Below are 24,055 nucleotides of genomic sequence, written 5' to 3'. Positions count from 1 at the left end.
TACAAGTAAACATGAGAAGAAAACTGATATATCTATTCCTGTTTTGCGTGACCCTATTACGGGGTCATGCCCAGGGTACCTTGGTACCACCCGATGAGGGGCCTGATTTCAATTGGGAGATCGCCACGATGGGCAACAAGAGTTATAACTCGCTGGAATCCGCCTTCGAGGATTTGAATCAAGACGGGCAGATCATCACCTTGGTGAACGGCACTACAGTAAAGAAAGCCGTAACGGTGGATTATACGACCACATTGGCCCTAGGTGGCCTACCACTGGTATTTACCACTGACGCCCAATTCACCATCGGTAAGGATAAGACTTTCTATATGACCGGGCAACCGGAGATTCGGCACAGCGGCTCGTTCAAACTAGGCGGCGAAGGTAACTTCTTCGCAGGGGCCGACGTGAATCTTACGGGAATCAGCGTGCTGGACGCCGCCCGGCCCGCCGTCAACCTGTACCGGGTATTGGTACAACTGCCCTCCAATGACGGTGAGGTCAGTAACCTTACGTACGGTAAACAGGCCGTGACTCGTTTCACGCAGAAAGACGGTGTCCTTTGTTGCTGGCTCACGCAAAGCGTAGCCACGCAAACGATCCAGTTCAGCTATATCCCCAAGGGGGGGACTAACGAGAGCTACGCTACGGCTCCCCTCGCCGTCACGCTCCATGCCAACACAGTCATTACCTGCGCCAAACAAGATAGTGGCAGTGGTACCGTAACTAACGTTGCGGAAGTGAACGGGAACGTATACGAGACACTGGGGAAAGCCCTAGACGTAGTGAGGACCACCGGGGGCACGGTAGCACTTATCAATAACGCCGTGCTGAACGAGGTGGTGAAACCAACCGGGAAGATCGTCCTCCAATTAAACGGGTTCACTCTCTCGTCATCCGGCGTGGCCGGAATGGAACCGGCCGAGGGAGGAAGCTTCACTATCGAGAAAGGGACAACCGCCGGAGGACGGGTAACGGGTACCTTCTCCATAAACGATCGTTGCCAAGTGGCGAGTTCCGTACCCCTCACGGCGGCGATCCTGAGAAACGGCAAGCAGGCCTACCGCACCCGCCTGATCCTACCCACCGACGCAGAAGGTAAGACCGTGGCCTATACCTATGCCAACGAGACCGGACAGGAACTCACCCCTTCCATGGAGGAAAGCGAGCTTATCGCTTATCGCTGGATGGTCTCACACAGCCCGATGACATTCGTCCTCAGTTACGACGGGAAGGCTGTTACGCTTTACGATATAGCCATTCAGACGAACCATGACAACACCATCGACCTCCGTAAAGGAGCGATCGAGGCAAGCCTGTACAATAACGCCGAAGGTACAGGTACGGGAACGGATTACGCCTCCTTCCATGATGCCTTGAGTGACGCTACCCGGCAAAATGGGAGCCATCTCTTCTTGCGCCGTAACGTGGAATTCGGTAGCGATGACACCCACAAGCTCAATCAGAACGTAATAACGACCCTCCATTTGGATGGCCATTCCATAACCGCTTCCAACAGCCTGCTAGACGCTTCCGCAGAAGGAGCCGCCTTCATCATCCACTCCGACCGGGGAACCGGACGCATCACCGGAAATCTCCGTATCGCCGGAGACGTGTATATCGGTAAGGAAACGATAGCCGGCAATATCGGAGTCGTGCAACAGGGAAATACGCCCACACAACTCTACCGCCTGCTCGCCACGATAGAGAGTGACCAGAAACCCACCGACGGGATCTATCCCTACACATGGGGAGAACAGACAGGTACTTGTTATCTCCGGGATAATATCGCTTGCTTGTGGTTACCTACCGGACAAGGGGACGTTACCTTGCGAATAGGCGATAAGACCTACCGGACAACTAGCGTAACGATCAGCGGTACGCACTCGAACACAGTCATCCTGCGGAAACCGGGTGTGGTAGCGAAGATCGGCAATGCCTCGTACAGATCGTTACAGGAGGCGTTCAACGCCGCCAAGGATAAGGATAAGATTACCTTGATCGCAGGAACTTTCCTAACCCAAGATATCGGTTTCGGTAATGACCTCACGTTATCACTCGACCTAAACGGACAACAGTTGGCCTGCTCCGGCAAGGCCGCGTTCACGGGGGCTGGAAACTTGCACATCTACAACGGAGATATCAATGGAACCTTACAAGTCTCCTCCACCGTAATCATCGATAATACCGTGGCTCTTACCGCCGCTATCCTAGAGAACGGACGCCAGGCATACCGGATGCGCATGGAGCTACCTACCTCCGGCAGTAACTTCCGCTACAGCTATGACCAGACGAAGGCACGGCCCTTATACGAGCTGAACGAAGGCGGGCAACCGGTAGCTTATCTCTGGCAACCTGCGCATGCGGCCGCTCCTCTCACCCTGCTCCTTACCGATGTCGATGGAAAGGAGCAAAGCAAAACGAAATACGATGTCAGCATATTACCCCATCACGACAACCGGATTTCCTTGAAAGAGGGAGATACGGAAGCGATCCTATTCCCGGATGGCAAGGATATCGACAAGCCTACTGAAGGAATTCCTTACGAAACCTTCCACGAGGCCTTGAACGCAGCCGGCAACATGGATAAAAGCCTGTTGAGGTTGAGCCGTGACGTACAATTCAGCGGACAGACCACGCACACCCATACGATCGGTAAGGATATACATACCGAACTCTTGCTGGACGGGCATACCGTAACCGCCACAAATTGTGTACTGGATGCCTCCGCCCCTAACGCCTGCCTCTTTATAGGCGACAAGGAAGGACGAGGACGTATAGAGGGGAATTTCCGCATCCGGGGGAACGTATATATCGGACGGGATATCCCGGCTGGGAATATCGGAAATGTTTCTTCCGCCGATGGTAGCAATCCTTTGCTGTACCGCGTATTGGCGATCGTGAAAAGCGACGTGCCTATTTCCGACAGGCTCTGTTCTTGGCAATGGAACGGGGAAGAAACGCAAACATGTTATTTGTCGGACAACACGGCCTGCCTCTGGTTACCTCTCAGCACCCAACCCGGAACCCTGCGCCTTATCATCGATGGCGATTCCTATACGGCTACCGGCGTACAAATATCGGCCTCACATGGTAATACGGTAACGGTGAAGAAACCGGATCTCGTAGCCCGGATCGGCAACCAAGCCTATACCTCCCTCGAAGAGGCTTTCGCACATGCCGGTAACGGACAGGCGGTCATTACCTTAGAGCAAAGCACCACTTTCAATTCACCGCTTTCCGCTGCTAGCGGCCAACAAATCACGTTAAACCTGCAAGGGAATACGCTAACCGCACAAGGGGCGGCCACGCTGCGGACAGAAGGAACCGGGAGCCTTACGCTTACCAGTGATACCGGGCAAGGAACCCTCGCCGGGAACCTGAACGTAACAAAGGATGTAAACATATCGTCCAAGATCTCGATCTCCGGCCTCGTACGCATGGATGGCGTAACCGTTTATCGTACCCGCCTTTTCTTGCCGGAAGGTACCGAGGCCGCCCGTTATCAATATGACACGCAAAGCGGAGAACTGCGATTTATCGGAGAGAAGAATTCACTAGGGCAAGCGGTAGGTTACGCTTGGCTGGAGCCCGTGACCGGTACACACGATCTCAAGGCGACCATAACCCGTCCCGAGCTGGAACAGACCAAGACGCTTACCGAGGTGATCGTGCAGGCTACCCATAACAACCAGTTCGATATGGAAGCAGGCAATAACGTGGCCTCCCTCAACGGTGTTTATTATCCCACGCTGGCAAGCGCCATAGAAGCGGCGAACAAGGCAGGAGGCGGAATCATCAACCTGACACATGACATTACCTTGCGGGGAACCCTCATGATATCCCGAGAAATAACGATCGACCTAGGAGAGCACAACCTTGCCGCCACCGCTGACGCGGCCTTTGATATCAACAGCAAAGCCTCTCTCCGGATCACGGACCCGACCGGGAAGGGAATCGTATACGGAACCTTCCTGACTGACGGGGATCTGGTCATAGCCAAAGAGGTTCGTCTGGCCGCTACCGTAATCCATGACGGCGGCAAGGTATACCGGATGATGATAGATGGGCTGTCCGTACGGGATACGGATCATCTGTCCTATCATTTCCTGACCTCCGGGGATAAAGGAAAGCTGTCGTACCTAGACGGAACCGCCTATTTCTGGTTACCCGAGATAATCCAAGAGGAAGATTTACGGATAGTGGCGGATAACGTCCCTTATACGGCTCTCGTACGACCTTTTGGCACAGGGCACGATACGATATTGAAGGCCTATCCTTTCCGTTTGGTAAACGATAACGAGACTTGGAATGATGCCACTTACAAGGATGCGGACATAGAGATCGCCTCCGGCGTAACACTGACAATCGACACCCAAGGAAAATTAGGGACTATACGCCGCCTAACCTTGGGAGACGGTTCACAACTCGTAACCGGAGACCGCATATTGGCAACAGAAGGTATCCGCTATAAAAAAAGCTTCGATAAGCCGAATCGCTGGGAGACCTTCTCGCTCCCCTTTGAACCGAGAGATATCACAGCGGAGATAAACGGACAGTCCGTTTCCCTCTCCCCATACCTAGCTTCCGGTACAGGTGGGCATTTTTGGCTGAAATCATTACAGGACGACCACACGTTTACCTATGTAGACGAGGAGCGCATCTTGGCGAATAAAGGGTATATCATCGCCGTACCGCAAGACCTATCCACCGAAGGAGGAAATACCGGAAGACGGCTTATCTTTATCTCGGCAGGCAACCAATTCCTCAACCGGGCCTCTCTACCGGCCACGTTACCGGATAATAAGCAGGTGGAACTAATGGCTACCGGAACGCTCCGAGATCGAATCATGACCACCTCGTTCTACCTATTGGACAAAGAAGGTCAGGAGTTCATCCGGCAAGATGGAGTATCCACGGAAAAGCCCCGGAGCATACGGCCATTTACCGCTTATCTGCTGGTAGAGTCCGGACTCGCTGCCGCTAATGCCAGTTTCCGTTTAGCCGGTCTACCCACTGGCAATGAGATAGGGGTAGCGGAAGAGGAGAGCCTATCCGATTACAGATTATATGGCGAGAGGGAGACACTCGTAATAGAGAGCCGTAAAGCCTCCGAGATCAGTATATATAGCTTGAACGGGCAATTAATCATTAAACGGCAGGTAGCTATCGGGACGACCCGCATACCATTACCTACCGGCAACTATATTATCAATCAGACTAAAATTCATATCAGATAACATGAGACCAAGAACAATCATACAAGGAATCCTGTGCTTATTCCTGCTTATGCTGAGCTATGCGACAGTGGCACAAGATATCGTAGGACCGGACGGCCCCGATGATCCCTCTACCCTAGAGAAGTATATCACCGTAACCCAACACGAGAATGGCACGATCTTGCCGAAAGGGAAAGATGGGAAGGTCACCCTTTATTCGGGAAATGACCAGAAGTTCACCATTTCCTCCAATCCCGGCTACACGATCGAGCAAGTCCTAGTGGATGGGAAAGCGCTCCTTCTTGAAAAAGGGCTTACCTCTTATACCTATACCTTCAGGAAGGTGAGCGACAACAGCCACAGCATAGAGGCCACCTTCCGTGCCTCCCGCTTTACCTTAACCGGTATAGCCGGGGCAGGTGGATGTATCATTCCGGCTACAGCAACGATCGATGAGGGTGGCTATCAGTTATTCACTTTTACGGCCGATACCGGATTCGAGATCGACGGGATACAGATCGATAACGGTACCCTTGACCCGGCTTTACGGGGTAAGACCGAGGGTACCTACCTATTGGAAAACATCAAGGCAAATCATGCCGTGAAAGCGATCTTTCGGGGAAAGCAACATACCGTAACATGGGAGGCTTCCGAGCAAGGAAACCTGATCGTGAAAGGGCCGGATGGCAATACCTTGTCTTCTGGCGATAAGATCGCCTATGGAAGTCAACTCTCTATCGAGGCCAAGGCCCTTGAGGGATATGAGAGCGACAAACTTACCGCTAACGGGATACGGATCAGCGGACATACCTATACGATAACCGGAGATGTCACCTTTGCCGCCTCATTCAAACAGGCAAGCTATACGGTTACGATCCAGACCGGTTCCGATGGAGGGCTTCTTACGGTAAAAAATGGAAATACAAGCTTGGGAAACGGAACACATACATTGCCATATGGCACCATCCTAAAACTATCGGCCACTCCACGGATAGGGCATGAACTGAAGGAGTATAGCGTGGCACCGACCGGATCATTAAAAGGTGATGTGGTGACCATAACGGAAGACGTTTCCATTCAAGCGATCTGGAAAGCGATCTCCTATCCGCTGACCGTCGCCTCACCCGATCCGGCGGATGGTACGCTTCTAATCGACGGCATCACCGCCAAGAATGGTACCTACCCCTATGGCACGACGCTCACGCTCGGGAATGCCCCGAAGCAGGGGAAGATACTGGACTGTTACTCAGTTTCTCCCGCCGCAGCCTTATCTGGCAACCAGCTTACGATCACTGCCGCCACTAAGCTTACCGCACGTTTCAAGCCTATCCCAAAAGAAGAGGAGGCGGTTGATCCCGAAGACGGGAAAAAACTTTTCCGGGTTACTTTCCCCTCTACATTGACAGTCATGAACGGTTCGGAAGCAATCGGCAACAATAGTCTTATCAAAGAGGGGACTCTCTTGACTCTAATAGCAGAGAATACCGAAGCCGAACAACTCAGTTCTTTAACAGCCAATGGGAACCCGATCCGTTTCCAAACGACTGGCTACTTGAATATGGGTGGCCATGTGTTAAACGTTCCGACACAGTTCGCCGCCACTTTCACTCCAAACCGATATGCCATTCGCATCGATACCCCACAAGGAGGTACCTTAAGCGCAACTATAGATGGAGTTCCCGTTCTCTCGGGCTCAGTTTATCCCCACGGCTCAGATATCCGCATAACCGCCACACCCGGACAAGGCTACAAGCTCACACATATCTGGGCAGGGCCGCAAGATATCACCGACAGCCGGAGAATCTCCCTCACCGCCCCCCTCAGCCTATACGCCGAGTTTAAACGGGAAACCGAGATCGGTACCAATACCGACCCGTCTGATCCCGATCCTGAATCTCCCCTGGGGATTGACCTGTCGCCCCAATCCGTAACCTATGACCGGAAAGAGCAGTTCTTCACGCTGAAGGCATTGCCGGACGGCTTGATGGACAAGATCACGATACGATACCGGCAAGGGGATAAGTACGTGAAGCCCGTAAATGCGGGTGTCTATGACGTATACATCGACCGCCCGGCGGATGACCGTTACCCGGCCTTCAACGAGACGATACCCGCCGGGCTGGAAATACGGAAAGCCCCGGTCAGCCTTACGGATATCAAGTATTCAGAGGAGCAGATTTTGGGCAACCAACCTAAGACCACAGCGGTATTGCAAGGTGGCGAGGCCGAATATCTGGGGCAAGCGGTGGAGGGAACCTTTACATGGATCTCCGCTTTAGCACAAGGCAACCGACTGACTGTTACCCGATCCTCCATAGAGGAGGTACGCTTCACACCAAAAGACGAGACGAACTACCTCACCGCATCCGCCAAGGTACGGATACAAGTGGGAACGGAGCCTTCGTCAACCTACAAGATAAAGGTTACGACCGAGGGGGAAGGCTCGGTGGAATACCTGACAGGCTCCTTGTGGTATCCGAAGGAAGGACCGTTCTATGAGGATATGGAGCTGTCCCTAAAAGCAATAGCTGGTACCGGACATCGTTTCGCAGGCTTTCTGATAGAGGGCATAACCTATGCCCAAAGCCCCTATACGATCCGTGTCTCGAAAGACATGGAGGTCACCGCACGGTTCATACCGAAAGAGGACCCGGCAAATCCCAGTGATCCCACAGCCCCCGATGCGCTGAAGGTCACCATTGACGTACCCTCCCCTTGTGTCTACGACGGAACGCCCAAACTGGTAGGAGTGTCATCCACGCCAGCTCTGAAGGGTTTCCAAATTAAATATCTCGACAAGGACAAGAATGCCGTGATCCCGGTGGAAGCCGGTACCTACCAAGTGATCGTAACCCGCCCGGAAGACGAGATCTATAAGGCCTACAACCGTACCGTGTCATTGACCGTCAGCAAGGCATCGCCCGTGATCACCCGGCTCCCAACCGCCTCCGTGATACCGGTAGGAGCTCCACTGGAGGATTCCCGGTTATCTGGAGGGGAAGCGACCGTGAACGGGACAAGAACGATCCCGGGTACTTTCGTATGGGCGGAGCCGGAGAAAACGATCTCGCACAATACGGAGGAGCCCGTCGTGTTCACTCCTGCCAACACGATCAACTATTATAGCATTAGTGACCAGTCGGTTCCGGTGCATATAATCCAGGGCAGCGAGCCTATCCCAGTCTTGATCACCTACGGCCAACCCGCAGGCGGCAAGCTCATAATCTCGAAAGAATTGGACGAGTCCCCCATTCCCAGCGGTAGCTTACTGGATCCGGGAGCGGAGATCCGTATCGAGACACGACCGGATAACGGCATGAGGCTGTACCAACTCCATATCGGTGACGCCGATTATACCGCCAAGGCCATCGCCGGGCAATACACGATCGTACGGAAGATGTACACCTCGGCGACTATCAAAGCCGTCTTCACCGGGACAGGTACAAAACCAGACCCAGACCCCAATCCAGATCCAAATCCAGACCCGAATCCCAATCCGGGAACAGACCCGACACCGGGTACAGGCACCTATACAGTCTGGGTATCCAAGACTGGGCTAGGCACCGTATCGCCGGAGACCAGCAAGGTCCGTTGGGGCGATAACCTGTCTTTCACCATCACGCCGGGTAGCGGGCAACAAATCGTGGACGTGCGCTTGAACGGCAACAGCGTGGGGGCCGTACGTAACTATAGGCTGAACAATATACAGGCAGACGCCTCGATCGAGGTGGTCTTCTCCCAACCGGGAATACCCGTATACACATTGAGATCCATAACCGAGGGCAAGGGGGGAGCCGTAAGCCCGACAATTGTCAGAGTCACGGAAGGAAGCAACCATCGTTTCGTGATCCGCAAGGAGAATAAGGGTCAGATCGTGGATGTCTGTATCGGCGACTCAACAAGTCTGGAGAGTATCGGCAAGCCGTCTAGCTACGTATTCCAGAACGTGCGGGCGGACTCCTTAATTGTAGCCACTTTCTCCATCCCGACCTCGAACCAGTCGATATCCATGGAAGAGTCCTGCCATATCTCATCCGGATATGGGTACCTACAGGTAACGCCATATCGGGGAAATATCCTCTTACAAGTATATAAGGCAGACGGAAGACTTGTTTTCAAAAATCGAGTCTCCGAGCAAACCTTGATCCAAGGATTACAGACAGGTGTCTACCTCTTGGAGATATATCAAAACGGACATGTCAGGAAAGAGAAGATCGCCATAAACGGCTTCTGATAAAGCGATCTTACCCTCACCCATTTGAAAGTGCATCAAAAGGTATCCCTACCCCCTATCCCAAAGAAAAAGGATACCTTTTGATACGCCTTCAATTATTAAGTAACTATTACTTTATACAACCGTAATATCCCTGCAACACCCCCCTAATATCTTTGCCTTCGAAATTAATAGACACAGAATTTAATAGAAGAATCATGGAAAGGTTATTTAAAATCAGAATCTTTACGGTTATGTTCTTTTTAGCCGTAGCTTCTATAGCAGCGAACGCTAAAGAAAGTAAGAAGGAAGGTGACAATTATCATGCGAAGCAAATTCTCATCGTAGGTTTGCACGATAACGTGAAATCAAACTATTTCTACAATGGGATGATCGCCGAAGAGACCGGTATGAAAGCGGATAGTATCGACCAAACGTATAATACGATCATCGCCGAGAATATCGCCGCATCCGTAAAGAACGGAGATTGCAAGTTTATTCCGGCAAACGCTACACAAGTGACCGGACAGGTACTGAATGAGATCAAGGTGAACGGGGAGAGCGAGGATTGCTATTCCGATCTTTCAGCCGTGCCGACCGAAGAGTTACAAAAGGTATTGGATAATGCCGACGCTGATTATCTGCTGGTATTAAACCAGCATTATCTTAAATGGCAAGACCAACCGTTGCGCACACTTTTCCATATCGTCAGCTATACCCTATTCGATAAAGATAAAAACGAGGTATATCGGGGGAATAACTTCTTTACCTGTATGAATCTTGAGAATCCGGATAAACTCAGAAAGAGCAGCCGCAAGAGTTCATCCAAGATAGCATCTAGCATTATCAAAACGTTGGATGAGGACTAACCTTCTTCTTTATAGACACATTTATAATTTTCTCGTTGAGCCTAATGGATATCCTTCATTAGGCTTTTTTCTTTATTTAAACCTACACACGGATGTAATCTCTTTGCAAAACCGGACACTTACTTTTGCGCCGTAAAAGATATTTAGGTTTAATTTTAAAAAGATTGTTATGAGGATGTTTAACAAACGAATTACTTGCAGGTTACTTGCCTGTTTGTTATTTTTTAATTGCTTACCGGCTCTCCTATTCGCACAAGGAACGCAAGCCATTATCACCGGTACGGTCGTGGATAATAAAGGGGAATCAGTGATCGGAGCCACGATCCAAGTCAAGAATGAATCTACCGGATTCTTCACGGGCTCTATCACGAACGATAAAGGAGAATACACCATCAAGCAGCTTCCGCTAGGTTCTCCTTATACCGTTACAGCTTCTTATATCGGTTATGGGGAACAGAAAAAGACAGGATACGCATTGAACCAAGGGGATATGCTTCGAGTGGATTTCAAGCTAGCGGAGGAATCGGTGGAGATCCAAGCCGTCGAGGTAGTCGCTAATTCCTTGAAGAACATGGTTCCGAAGATCGGTGCGGCAACATCTATCTCCGCTCAAAATATCACGAAGCTTCCGGTAAACGGCCGTAACTTCACATCCCTGATGGATCTCTCGCCATTGAGTAGCGGAGGAAATATCGCCGGGCAATTATCATCCTCAACGAATTACACCATCGACGGTATGACGGCTAAAGGAACCGTAGCGAGCGGAACGACTTCCGGCGCTTATACGATATCCATGGAAGCCGTCCGCGAGTTTGAGGTGGTAACCAATCAATATGACGTGACCAACGGACGTTCCGGGGGCGGTACCGTGAGCGCTGTTACGAAATCAGGAACCAATACTTTCACCGGAAGTGTATTCGGATTCGGTCGTGCCGATTGGTTATCCAGCTCCTATGATATACGGGGAAATAAATCGACTTCCGACTTCTCTACCTATCAATATGGTTTCTCTTTGGGAGGCCCGATCGTGAAAGACCGTGCGCACTTCTATGTCGTATGGGATCACCAACAGGATTCCCGTCCGATTTATATAGCGGATATCAAGACGGCGGCGGACGAGTCTCGCTATAATGTCACTCAATCTACGCTAGACCGTTATCTGGATATCGCCCGTACTAAATACGGAGTCTCAAATGACCCTCAATTCGGGGAGTTCGGTAAGAAGAAGCAGACGAACGCGGTCTTCGCCCGTATCGACTGGCAGTTAAACGCAACCAACTTGTTAACCATTCGCAATAATTTCATCAACGAGGATAATAAACAGAGCGAGAGCGATAACTCCAGTATCAATCTTTACGAGGTTTGGATCGACCGCAAATCGCATAACAACAGCTTACTCACTACCTTACGCTCGGTATTAAGTCCGAAGCTGACCAACGAGTTGAAGCTTCAACATTTCTTGGTTTACGAGGCCACGACCCCGAACAAGCAATTGCCAAGCTCTAATATCCCAAGAGCAATCGTAGAGAACGTGGAATCTATATCTGGTGACAAAAGCATGTACACTTCCATCCAACTTGGAGGTCAACGCTACGCTCCCGAACATTTCAAGGATAATGTACTTCAATTGGTAGACAATATGTATTATAATACGGACCGCATCAACTATACATTCGGAGCGGACTTCATGTACACCAATATGAAATCACTCTACGGCAGTGAGATGAACGGACGGTTTTATTTCACGGGACTGGATAATTTCGAGAATATGACTCCTTACCGCTATGCCCGGGAAATCGCCTTGGTAGATGATCCTACCGTAAAGATGAATACCTTGAACTCCGCTATCTACGGACAATTACAAACGAAGCTTTTCACCGGATTCGAGGTCATGGCCGGTATCCGTGCGGATTATACCCGCTATTTCAACCACGCGAACTTTAACCAGACCGTTTATGACGAACTAGGCTTACGTACAGACAACGTAATCTCCACCTTCCAGTTGCAACCCCGCGTTCAATTCACGTGGGACGTGAATGATAAACATCAAGATATTATCCGCCTTGGCGCCGGTATCTTCGGCTCGGATTTAAACAACTATTCGATGATCAACAATATGCTGTTCGACGGTACGAAGGTAGCGTCCGTGGATATACAAGGCAATTTGGTTCCGACACCGAATTTCCCGGCATACCGCAATGATCCTTCTACCGCTCCGGGCGTTGATTTATTCAACAACCCGAATATCCAAAAGATCAGCACGATCAATATGAATAGTAAGGATGCCCGTGTACCGGTAGTATATAAGTTGAACGCCAGCTACACGCATTTCTTCTCCGATCGCTTGCGGGTAGGTATCAGTGCTTACGCCAACTGGGCACGCCATAATTATATGTACGTAGACCGTAATATGGTGGATGAGCCTTACTTCCGTATCGCCGCCGAGGGGAATCGTGGCGTGTTCGTCCCCGCCGAGAGTATCAATACCGAGAACGGAGCGACCGACTGGATGCAAGGACGTAAAAGTGATAAGGTAGGCCGTGTGCTGGAATTAATCAGCGATGGAAAAATCAACCAATACGCGTTCGTTGTAGATGGAACTTGGCGTTATTTCAAGGATGGCGAACTTTCTTTCAGCTATACGTGGAACGATTCCAAGGATAACACCTCTTACAACGGAAACGTAGCGAATACAGCGACCCTAGCCTTGATGGTAAAAGATGATCCTCGTGATTTGAGTACCATGACTTACTCGGACAACCAATTCCGCCATAAGGTCGTATTCTACGGTACGGCTCCTTCTTTCTGGGGGATCAGCGTAGGCTTGCGTTTCTCCGGGATCGGTGGGACCCGTTACTCTTTAGCGGTTAGTGGTAATATGAACGGTGATTTCGTATCATCTAATGACTTGGCTTATATTTATGACCCGAACGATAGTAATACGCCTCAATATCTTCGTGAGGGTATCCAAGCGATCTTGGACAATCCGGAAGCGGAGAAGAGCGTAAAAGATTATATCCGTAAAAACTATGGGAAGGTTGCCGAGCGTAACGGTGGCGTAAATGGCTTCTACGGTACTTTCGATTTGCGCTTGAACAAGAACTTCAAGATCTATAAGACTCATTCCATCGAGGCCTCGATAGACTTTTTCAATTTCCTGAATATGCTGAACAAGGACTGGGGTGCCGGACATAATCTAGGCAAGCAGAATATCTACTCCATCAAGAGTTTTGACGCAGAGAAGAAGCAATACGTATATAACGTAAACAAAAACACGGGTGTATCCAATATGAACGGAAACCCTTGGCAGATTCAAATCGGCGTACGTTATAAATTCTAACTAACATATTCTATATTCAAATCATAAAAAAAATTACGATGAAGAGACAATTCTTATCATTCACGCTTTTACTTGCGTTATCCACTTGGATAGCGCAAGCCGCTACCGTAAGAGGCACTGTATCCGATACGGCAGGTAAACCGCTACAAGGCGTAGTCGTTACGGATGGTTATAATTTCACGCAAACAAATGAGCGGGGAGAATATAGCCTAGATTCGAATCTGGACAAAAGCCGCTTTGTCTACCTCTCCGTACCGGGTGACTATGAGATCGAGCAAACAAAAGGTATACCGGATCTTTTCTATCAGCAACTTGATAAAAGTAAGGAGATCAATGAACATGATTTTACGCTCACCCCTAGGAAACAGCCAATCGACGGGTTTGTCTACTTGGCAATCTCCGATCCTCAGACCATCGACGAACGGCAGATGAAACGTTTCCGTGAAGAGACCGTCCCCGACTTGAAGCAGACTATAGAGCACTACCAAGGAAAAGAGGTCTACGGTATGGCGCTGGGAGACATTACTTGGGATCGCATGGATTTATTCACTCCTTATAAGGAAGCGGTCTCGGTCTTAGGCATCCCGATGTTCTCCGTGATCGGCAATCACGACCACGACTTACGTTACCCAGCCTTATCCAATCAAAAGGTAACCGAGGAGAGCTACGCAGAGCGTATCTACGAGGATCATTTCGGCCCTTACAATTATTCGTTCAATGTCGGGGATGCACATATCATCACCTTAAAAGATATTGATTATTATAAAGACAAGAAATATGACGAACGCTTCGGAAAGGAACAACTGGAATGGCTGAAAAACGACCTGAGTTACGTTAAACCCGGGACACTTGTATTTATCAACGTACATGCCCCGGTATTCAACCAGACGGATAAAGGGGGAGGAAACGCCGAGGACGCTGAGAGCCTGAAAGAGATCGTCGGCCCTTATAATGTCCATATCTTCGCTGGACATACGCATTTCTTCGAGAACAACCAAGTCACACCGAATCTGTACGAGCATAATATCGGAGCCGCTTGCGGAGCTTGGTGGGCCGGCCATGTAAACCGGTGCGGCGCCCCGAACGGTTATCTGGTCGTTGAGGTGAAAGGGAATGCCGCTACTTGGTATTATAAGGCAACCGGCCATGATTCGGATTATCAATTCAGGGTTTATAAGCCGAATGAGTTCAAATCGCAAGCGGATTACCTAGTGGTGAACGTATGGGATTGGGACCCGACCTACCAAGTTACATGGAGCGAAAACGGCATAGAGAAAGGTCGCATGGAGCAATTCGATGATGAAGACCAAGACTATATCGACATGCACGGAAAACCTTCTGGATATCATACATCGCACTTATTCCGTTGCCACCCTTCTGCCGGAGTCAAAGACGTACAGATCAAGGTTATCAACCGATTTGGCGAGACCTTTACTAAAAATGTAACACTCCCGTAATCAAATCGTAACAAGTGGCATTTACTTTTGTATCGATAAAATGTAGAAAACTCTCATTACATATTAATGTTAGAATCATTACAAAGGAACAAACCAAACCTTATTCCTAACTTTGAACGGCAACTTGGCTTTCGGCGGAAGGCGGTTGCCGTTATTTTTTTAAGGGTATATCCTATTCTTAACGGGAAAAGTTTCGAGTTCATTCGAAACTTTTGTACTTTTACGCAAAAGTTTCGAGTATGGACGATAGATTTAAGACATTAGAGAAGTATAACCTATGGGGTGGAAACGATTTTCCAACAGGCTATAAACGGCAAGATTATTTAGATAGGATATTATCCTACATCCTATAAACTCATAAACGGAGGCCTTGGCATTTTGTCAATTTGTAAACTCAACTGCCAGAGAATCACTTTTTTCGGGCAAACGTACAGCTTATCCCCAAATACGAGAAAAAATATTAGCAATCATTTGTCTTATACCGCATTAATTAAAAACAGCCTTTTATCCTAGCGAATTTAATTCATCCTAATTCATATCCTATAGCTTATCCGGGCTATCTCATTGAGTTACGACAGGGATATAACAGGGTTACGATGCCCATTCATGAGTACTAACAACCCTATTCATGACTGTTTACGATGCCCAACGGCACTACTGGCGTTGCCAAACACCACTAGTCGTGTTGCCTTTTACCGCCTGTCGTGTATAAAAAGCGGTCCTTTTGTATGAAAAAGGCTATTTATACCCCTCCGATCTCCCCTACTTTATACCTCTCTCAAAAATGGTGTGTCACGATATCTGCCTTATATCGATTAAAAAGATCGAATACCGTCCATTTCGCTAACAAAGCCCTTACCCATCCTTATCAACAAATAAGGGGAAACAGTGTAATACCGTCTCCCCTTGTCTTTTATCCGTTTCCATCCTCACGGAAGTACTTACGGATGAACTTTAATTTATTACTTTAGTATTAATATTAATCCATTCCCGCCTGTTCGCCCTCTCGGGGTACTTGGATAATCCGCACGGGAATGATTTTCGATTTATCTTTTCATTATTCCTTTACATGTCTTATTTAACGACAACCTTTACAGTCTCGTCGCCAACCGTTACAAGAACGATTCCAGCAGGAACAGCGATCGTAGCGTTATCGGAAGTGACAACTGTCTCTGCCAACGGCATACCCAACAAGTTACGAACATAAGCAGTCTCGCCTTGAGCGCCTTGGATCGTTACAGAACCGGCGTTGCCTGTTACAACGATAGAAGAAGACGCAGAGTTATCGATAGACTCGTTACCGGTCGGAACCTCAGTACCCAACGTGAAGACCATAGCTTGTTCTTTAGAGCCTAAGCCTAACTTTCCGTTCAAAGCATATACATACTTGCTGTTGTCTGCCTTTGAGTAAATTACATATTCACCCTCTACAGCAGGATCAGCCAAGCAGATACCGAACTTGAAGTTATCCAAACCGCCTAACACTTCCTCAGCCTTGTCCTCTTCAGCCACAACGACAGCAGCCTTACCATTTACAACCGTATTGATCGTATCAACACCCGCGATAGTAGCCGGACGGAAGATTACCTTAGCGATCTTATCCTCCTTAGTTGTACCTTCCAACATATACTTCTCGTTGAAAGAAGCAACAGCAGAACCTTCATCAAATACTTGCATAGAGTCTGTAGCGTTATACATGAACATTCTCTCGGCCGGTTTCTCCTCGCCTTCAGCAACCTCAATACCCTTAGAGATATAGAAGAACGGAGTCGTAGCCTTGCTATCCGCCGTATCCAACCAGAAGATCATGCTCTCAGCGGAAAGAATACCCTCTGTGATACCATTCTTATTCAACTGATAGTTGATAGAACCCAACATATTGTCGAATGAAGCGTGACGAGGCTCAGCAGCCAATGTAGTCTTATCTGAGTTGTCGTTTACTTGTACGGTTACATTTGCGAATTTATCAGCCTTCATATCATAAACAGATGCCTCATCGTTAGTGAAAGCCAACTCTTGACTTACACCGATTGCTTTTGCTGATGCGTTAATCGTACCCTCGTCGCCAAAGCTAACCGGACCATTCTCAGCGAAGCCCATAGCGTATGAACCATCAGCGTTCTGTCTGAAATAGAACTCAGCAGGATTTGCTCCATCAGTTTTCTCTGTATATTTCATATCCTTGCCTAAGCAGAATGTCTTAGCGGCATCACCTTCGCCTGTCACGAAGAAGATCGTATAAGCAGGAACAAATAATGTATCCTTAGCAGCAACAACCTTACCATCCTTCAAGTAAGCTACATCAACCACTTGGATCGTATAGTTTTCTACAGCGTCCTTATCGTCCTCATTGATCTTACCTTTTGCTTTCTCGATTGACAAAGAAGCTAATTCAGAAGCTTTCATGCTAGGAGTCAAAGTGTTCTGTTCCTTCATTGCAGCATAGAAAGTCTTCTCGCCGATCAAGTCTGTTTTACCCTTGAACAACAAAGAAACACCAGCCTTCATCTCTTCCTTGGACAAATCCAAGAAACCAGCAACTTTTTCAACAGGGATAAATTTAACTTTAGTACCGGCGATTGTTTTCATCTCTTCAGTATCCTTTTTGCCATCTTCGGTCAAGTTGCCAAATTTCTTATCCTCACCTGTAGCAACCACCTCATACTCGCCTTTAACCTTAGTCTCTTGCATGCTCAATTCCAATTCTTGCTGAGTCTCGCGGTTCACTAACGTGAACGTATATTTACCATCGAAGTCCTTAACAGCCCATTGAGAAGCGGCAGACTTAAAGTTCACGTCGTTAGCGGCCATAGCGTTATATACGAATGATCCCTCAGAAACACCCGGAACCAAGTATTTATGATACTCAGTTGTAAGGCTCTTGTCCTTTTGACTTTCATTCGAGCTAGTGAAGTAAACATTCACGAAGTTAGCCACGCCTTCCTTCAACAATACAGAAGGTTTCAAATAAGTGCTAGCACCTAAAGTCGCGTTGATCAAAGAACCGATCTCGCCTTCCTCTACAGTAGTCACATAAGTCTTCGTATCCGTAGAAGTGAAACGAATAGCACCCATATAAAGAGCGGTTTCTGCTTCCGGAGACTTGATCTTCAACTGATATTCATCCGGATTAGCCAACTTATCGAATTCCGTTACCATGAAAGCAGCGGAGTGTTCAGCCACATTGGCCTTATCACCAGCTACAGCCTCTAATTTATAAGCCGTAGTCTTAGCAGCTTTCACGTCATACTTAACGTCCTTTTTCAAAGCTAGGATCTTGATGTCCTTATTGAACAGCAAGTCTTTCTCATCCAATGTTCCATCCTTGTAGTCTTCCTTCAAAGCCTTCAAAGCCTTCTCCGTACCACCAACAACAAAGTACGTATTGCCGAAAGTCTCACCTTCAGCCGCAGTAGCAACCTCTTCCGTATAATCTACCGCATAGATCGGCTGGGCGAACGGATTGGATACTAACTCAGTCGGAGCGTTAAATCCGAAAGTAAAGCCATTCTTATTATAAGTATTCAATGCTTCAGCATCCATAGTCTCTACCTCAGTAGCTAGAACCACTGAAAAACCGTTGGCTTCTTTCAAGAAAGCAGGCAACGCTTTGATTGCACTTAGCGTGTTTACGGTAGAAAGAATAGTTGTTGTACGGGCATCCGCATTCAAATCAGCGCCATCCTTAATGCTAGAGGCATCTTTCTGAAAAGTAACAACTTTCCCATTTGCAGACAATGAGAAGGTGTACTGGTTACCTACCTTAGCATAATTAGAAACCTCAAAAACAGACGCTTTTTCTGCAGACTCAGCCTCAGTCAAAGTCCAAACCTTAGTCTTGTCTTTAAGTGTCACTTCTTTTACCGTGTAATAAGTCTCTCCAGCTTTTGCTTCTGTACTCTTTTGCAAATAGAACTTCACGCCGTTAGCTAATACCTTATCTTTATTTACAGTCGAATAGGCTGTAATCTCAGAAGCAGCATTAACAGGCATTACCGCTGAACCTGCGGACAATAAAGCCGCTGTCATCAAAGTAAAAATCCCTTTGTTCATAATCTCTAATTTAAATATTAATAATAGTGTTAATTAAATATCTATCAAGACCTTAATCAATCGCCCTCTATTCAAAAACGACTAGTCTAAACGATCGTCTAAATCTTGCGTTTTTCGAAGAGTAAAAAGAGAGATTCGTTTACAGAATCGGTTGTTTCGTAAAGGATAGGCTATCCTATTGATAAGAAAGAGAATAAGGGATGAAAAAAATAGCTCGGAAGGGTTGCAGAAGTCAAAGAAACGCGTACCTTTGCAAATGACTGATTAAAACGATCGTTTATACTAGCCGTTTTATTAGATAAATAAGTCCTTGATATTATTGGTATGTATTACTAAAGCCTATTCATATACATCATATTCTTTAATGTACGTGTACATATATAATATAATTTCCAAAAATCCTCCTCTAGGTTAACGCATACTTGATTTCGCAGGCCGTAGAAGGCTTTCCAAGTGATCAGTTATTCACTTCCCGAGCCGTTAGTTAGCGGCTATATATAGCCGCTAGTTATTCATTCGACAAGCCGTTAGTTATTCACTTCAGCAGCCAATGGCACTCTATCAAACAGCTAGGCCTCCCTACTCCGATAAACAATCGTGCCCCAAAAGACTTTGAACTCACAGAGCATGCACCGATAAGTCGGCACTAAGCAACCATTAACAGATATAATGGCTAAAATAGGCTGGAATGACCGCACTAAATTCAAACGGAAATATATCAATTTTAATCTATTGTCATGATTTAAGGCTATCCCCCATGAATATCGGATGAGTCGGAATTTCTACTGCCTCATTGTTTTAGGAAAGTGATAAAGAGCAAAAAAAGGAGTTAAGCCATAGACTTAACTCCTTTTCTCTCAGCTTTAGTCGGGATGACTGGATTCGAACCAGCGACCACACGCCCCCCAGACGCGTACTCTAACCGGGCTGAGCTACATCCCGCTTTTATTTTACGGGTGCAAAGGTAGTTTTTTTCCGTTAAATGCCAAAACTTTCACGATAAAAATCAAGAGACTCCAAGATTTTTTCCTTGGTGACCGATTGATTGATACGGACATCCCCTACATTTTTCAGTAAAGTGAAGTTGATGATACCGCCCTCATTCTTTTTATCATGTGTCATTAACTCATATAAGGTATCGTAGTCCGTGCAGTCAAAGAAGAGCGCCGGATAATACTCTTTTATATAATAAACGACTTGACTCAATTTCTCCATCGGGAAGCCACACAGCTTATGCGAGAGGTAAAGCTCGCTCACGATACCCGCCGCTACCGCATGACCATGCAAGATCGGACGCATTTTCAGGAAAGACAAGCTCTCGAAAGCGTGGCCGATCGTATGACCGAAATTCAATGCCTTACGAATACCTTGTTCCTTGGGATCTTCCTCTACGATCCGCTCTTTCACGGCGACCGACTGGCCTACCAAACTATTCAAATACGAATAATTCATGGAGTCGATATCAAAAAGCATGACAGACGCATAATTCTCCATCGAACTAATCAACCCGTGCTTGATCATCTCCGCATAACCGGAAAGGATATTATCGCGATCCAACGTGCGCAAAAAATCGCAATCGATGAATACACACAAGGGGGGATAAAAAGAACCGACCTCGTTCTTCAACCCATTGAAGTTTATACCCGTCTTACCGCCAACCGCAGCATCGACGGACGCCATCAAGGTCGTAGGGATATTGATCGTACGGATGCCACGCTTGAAAGTAGCGCCGGCAAAACCACCCATATCCGTAATCATACCGCCACCCAAATTCACCAGCAAGGAGTTACGGGAAGCCCCCTCATTCGACAAAGCTGTCCATATCTGGGCTAAAGAGACAAAACCCTTATTCATATCACCCGCTTCCATCACGAGAATTGGCGCCTTTTGAAAGGCCGGTATATCCTCTACCAAGGGAAAACATTTCTCTTTGGTATTCGTATCCATAAGGATGAACAACTTATCGTATTTTAGAGAGAAGAGAAAATCTTGCAGTTCCGATTTCAGGTCCTTGCAAATAACCACTTTTTGCTCTGACATATCTTTTTTATTTAAAACCTTAGACCACAAAGGTAAAACATGTATTCCGATTATCAAAACGACATAAAAAAATTCCTTCGGATGGAATTCTTATTCGATCCGAAGGAATCTATCATTGCGTCCGAAAGAAAAGTCAATTTCTTCCGAACCGATTTTACTGTACTCCAACAGCCTCTTTCACAGCGCCAACCGCAATGGAAAGGCCCTCCATGTTCTTACCGCCGGCCGTAGCGAAATGGGGTTGTCCACCACCACCGCCTTGGATATGCTTAGCGGCCTCTTTTACGATCTTACCGGCATGCAAGCCCTCTTTCACCAAATCATCGCTTAACATAAGCATGAGCGTGCATTTGTTATCGTCTATGATACCGGCAACAAAGACAAAGCTATCGGTTGTCTCCGCCTTGATCTGGAAAGCCACGTTCTTCATAGCGTCCGCATTTGCCTTACCAACGAACTGCATAACCTTGATACCATTGCTCTCCGAAGCTTTCGCCACGATCTCCTCTTTCAAACGCATAGACTTCTCACGGATATAATCCTCGATCTGTTTCTTCATCTCGGCGTTCTCCTCGATAGACTTTTTCATCGCTTGCGCCAAATTCGGCATATGGTTCATCAACGCACGCAACTCACGGATCAGATCTTGCTGGGCATATACGAATTGCTCGGCGCCCTCGGCCGTAACCGCCTCTATACGACGGACTCCTGCGGCGATAGAGCTCTCTCCTATCACGTGCAAAGAACCGATCATACCGGTTGCCGGGATATGCGTACCACCACATAGCTCCACGGAGCTTCCGTATTTCACGACACGTACCTCATCGCCATATTTCTCACCGAACAAAGCCATAGCCCCTAGCGCCTTTGCTTCGGCGATCGGCATATTGCGATGCTCTTCCAACGGGAAGTTCGCACGGATCTTCTCTCCAACCAATATTTCCACCTTACGGATTTCCTCGTCCGTCACTTTCTGGAAATGAGAGAAGTCGAAACGTAAAGAATCAGGCGAAACATACGAACCTTTCTGCTCTACGTGCGTACCTAATACCTCACGCAACGCCTCATGCAAAAGGTGCGTGGCAGAGTGGTTACACTCACACTGGATACGCTTTTTCTCGTTGATCTTCGCAGTAAAAGTAGCTGTCACATCTTTCGGGAGTTTCGCTACCAAATGAACCGGCAAGTTATTCTCACGTTTCGTATCGATCACGTCAATCTTCTCGTCATCGGCGATCAACCAACCCGTATCACCAACCTGTCCACCCATTTCCGCATAGAACGGGGTTTGATCCAGAACGATCTGGTATAATACTTTATTCTTTTGTTTGATCTGGCGATAACGCAAGATCTCTGCCTCGCATTCGAACAAATCATAACCCACGAACTTACATTCACCCTCTTTCAGCGTGATCCAGTCGCCTGTCTCGATAGCGGCGGCGTTACGGGCACGCTCTTTCTGCTTCTGCATAGCCTTATTGAACTCCTCGATATCGGCTTCCATGCCGTTCTCACGAAGAATCAATTCCGTCAAGTCCAACGGGAATCCGTAGGTATCATATAATGTAAAGGCATCTACGCCATTCAAGACCGTCTTGCCCGCAGCCTTCGTCTCCTCCATTTTCTTATCCAGCAAACGGATACCGGTTTCCAAGGTACGAAGGAAAGATTCTTCCTCCTCCTTGATAACCTTCTCAATCAAGGTTTTCTGAGCGATCAATTCCGGATAAGCGTCGCCCATCGTCTCGATCAATACGGGCAAAAGCTTATACATAAACGCTTCCTTGCGATCCAAGAACGTATAACCGTAACGAACGGCACGCCGCAAGATACGACGGATTACATAACCGGCCTTAGCGTTGGAAGGCAACTGTCCGTCCGTGATAGCGAAAGCGATCGTACGGATGTGGTCGGCGATCACACGCATGGCGATGTCTTGCTGTTTATCCGTACCGTAAGTCGTACCCGCCATTCCCGCGATTACCTTGATAATCGGTTGGAATACGTCCGTATCATAATTTGAGGTCTTACCCTGCAATGCCATACACAGACGCTCGAATCCCATACCGGTATCGATCACCTTAGCCGGCAGCGGTTCCAAAGAACCATCGGCCTTACGGTTGAATTGCATAAATACAAGGTTCCAGATCTCGATTACCTGCGGATGATCCTTATTTACCATATCGGCACCGCTGACCGCCGCACGCTCCTCGTCCGAACGAAGGTCGATATGGATCTCGGAACAGGGACCGCAAGGACCCGTATCCCCCATTTCCCAGAAGTTATCATGTTTGTTACCGTTCAGAATATGATCTTTCGGTAAATATTGCTCCCAATAACCAGCAGCTTCGTTATCACGATCTAAGCCTTCAGCGGGGCTTCCCTCGAATACGGTGGCATATAAACGCTCCGGATTCAGCTTCAATACCTCTACCAAGTATTCCCAAGCCCAGTTGATCGCCTCTTTCTTAAAATAATCTCCGAACGACCAGTTTCCGAGCATCTCAAACATCGTATGATGATAGGTATCATGTCCTACCTCCTCTAAATCGTTATGCTTACCGCTAACACGAAGACATTTCTGAGAGTCCGCGACACGAGGATACTTACGGGGCACGTTGCCCAAGATAATATCTTTAAACTGATTCATTCCCGCGTTCGTAAACATCAACGTGGGGTCACCCTTTACCACCATTGGAGCGGAAGGCACGATCTGGTGTTCCTTAGAAGCGAAGAATTGCTTGAAGGATTCACGGATTTCTTTTGCTGTCAACATAATCTATTTATATAGTTCTCGTTAATATTCTGAAAAACAATTTGCAAAAGTACTGCAAATTATTATTTTTGCGTGCATTCAGATAACA

General features: G+C 47.7%; 8 protein-coding genes and 1 tRNA gene. 5 read left to right on the top strand and 4 right to left on the bottom strand.

The window, feature by feature from the left end:
• The first annotated feature begins 11 nt into the window (after nt 1-11).
• The 5 genes from D7V92_RS11055 (at nt 12) to D7V92_RS11035 (ending at nt 15,098) form a co-directional block, all read left to right on the top strand.
• Complete coding sequence (locus D7V92_RS11055; RefSeq protein ID WP_121772879.1) at nt 12-5,240, top strand: hypothetical protein; 5,229 nt, start codon at nt 12-14, stop codon at nt 5,238-5,240.
• Nucleotide 5,241: 1 nt separating this feature from the next.
• The gene (locus D7V92_RS11050; RefSeq protein ID WP_147441525.1) at nt 5,242-9,453 is read left to right on the top strand and encodes an MBG domain-containing protein; all 4,212 of its coding nucleotides are present in this window, start codon (nt 5,242-5,244) and stop codon (nt 9,451-9,453) included.
• A gap of 197 nt (nt 9,454-9,650) precedes the next feature.
• Nucleotides 9,651-10,301 carry a hypothetical protein gene (locus D7V92_RS11045; RefSeq protein ID WP_008773859.1) on the top strand — a complete coding sequence of 217 codons (651 nt, stop codon included), beginning with the start codon at nt 9,651-9,653 and terminating at the stop codon, nt 10,299-10,301.
• A gap of 169 nt (nt 10,302-10,470) precedes the next feature.
• On the top strand, nt 10,471-13,641 hold the full coding sequence (locus tag D7V92_RS11040; protein WP_121772877.1) for a TonB-dependent receptor: 3,171 nt from the start codon (nt 10,471-10,473) through the stop codon (nt 13,639-13,641).
• A 38-nt stretch (nt 13,642-13,679) separates the two neighbouring features.
• A complete protein-coding gene (locus D7V92_RS11035) occupies nt 13,680-15,098 on the top strand; it encodes a calcineurin-like phosphoesterase family protein (RefSeq protein ID WP_057328077.1) in 1,419 nt (472 codons plus the stop codon).
• Nucleotides 15,099-16,172: 1,074 nt separating this feature from the next.
• Here the strand turns inward: D7V92_RS11035 and D7V92_RS11025 are convergent.
• The 4 genes from D7V92_RS11025 to alaS all read right to left on the bottom strand — a co-directional run bounded on the left by D7V92_RS11025 (nt 16,173) and on the right by alaS (nt 23,967).
• Nucleotides 16,173-19,151 (bottom strand): DUF6383 domain-containing protein, encoded by a 2,979-nt coding sequence (locus D7V92_RS11025; protein ID WP_121772876.1) that lies wholly within the window; start codon nt 19,149-19,151, stop codon nt 16,173-16,175.
• A gap of 867 nt (nt 19,152-20,018) precedes the next feature.
• Nucleotides 20,019-20,093 (bottom strand) — tRNA-Pro (locus D7V92_RS11020).
• A gap of 36 nt (nt 20,094-20,129) precedes the next feature.
• On the bottom strand, nt 20,130-21,191 hold the full coding sequence (gene aroB / locus D7V92_RS11015; RefSeq protein WP_121772875.1) for a 3-dehydroquinate synthase: 1,062 nt from the start codon (nt 21,189-21,191) through the stop codon (nt 20,130-20,132).
• Between the two features lie 154 nt (nt 21,192-21,345).
• Nucleotides 21,346-23,967 (bottom strand): alanine--tRNA ligase, encoded by a 2,622-nt coding sequence (alaS, locus tag D7V92_RS11010; protein WP_036615111.1) that lies wholly within the window; start codon nt 23,965-23,967, stop codon nt 21,346-21,348.
• Between the last annotated feature and the right edge of the window lie 88 nt (nt 23,968-24,055).

Origin of the sequence: Parabacteroides sp. CH2-D42-20, from assembly GCF_003670185.1 — a bacterium.
Taxonomy (GTDB): Bacteria; Bacteroidota; Bacteroidia; order Bacteroidales; family Tannerellaceae; genus Parabacteroides; species Parabacteroides distasonis.
Note: the sequence above shows the minus strand (reverse complement) of the source record. Positions and strands in the feature narration are given on the sequence as shown.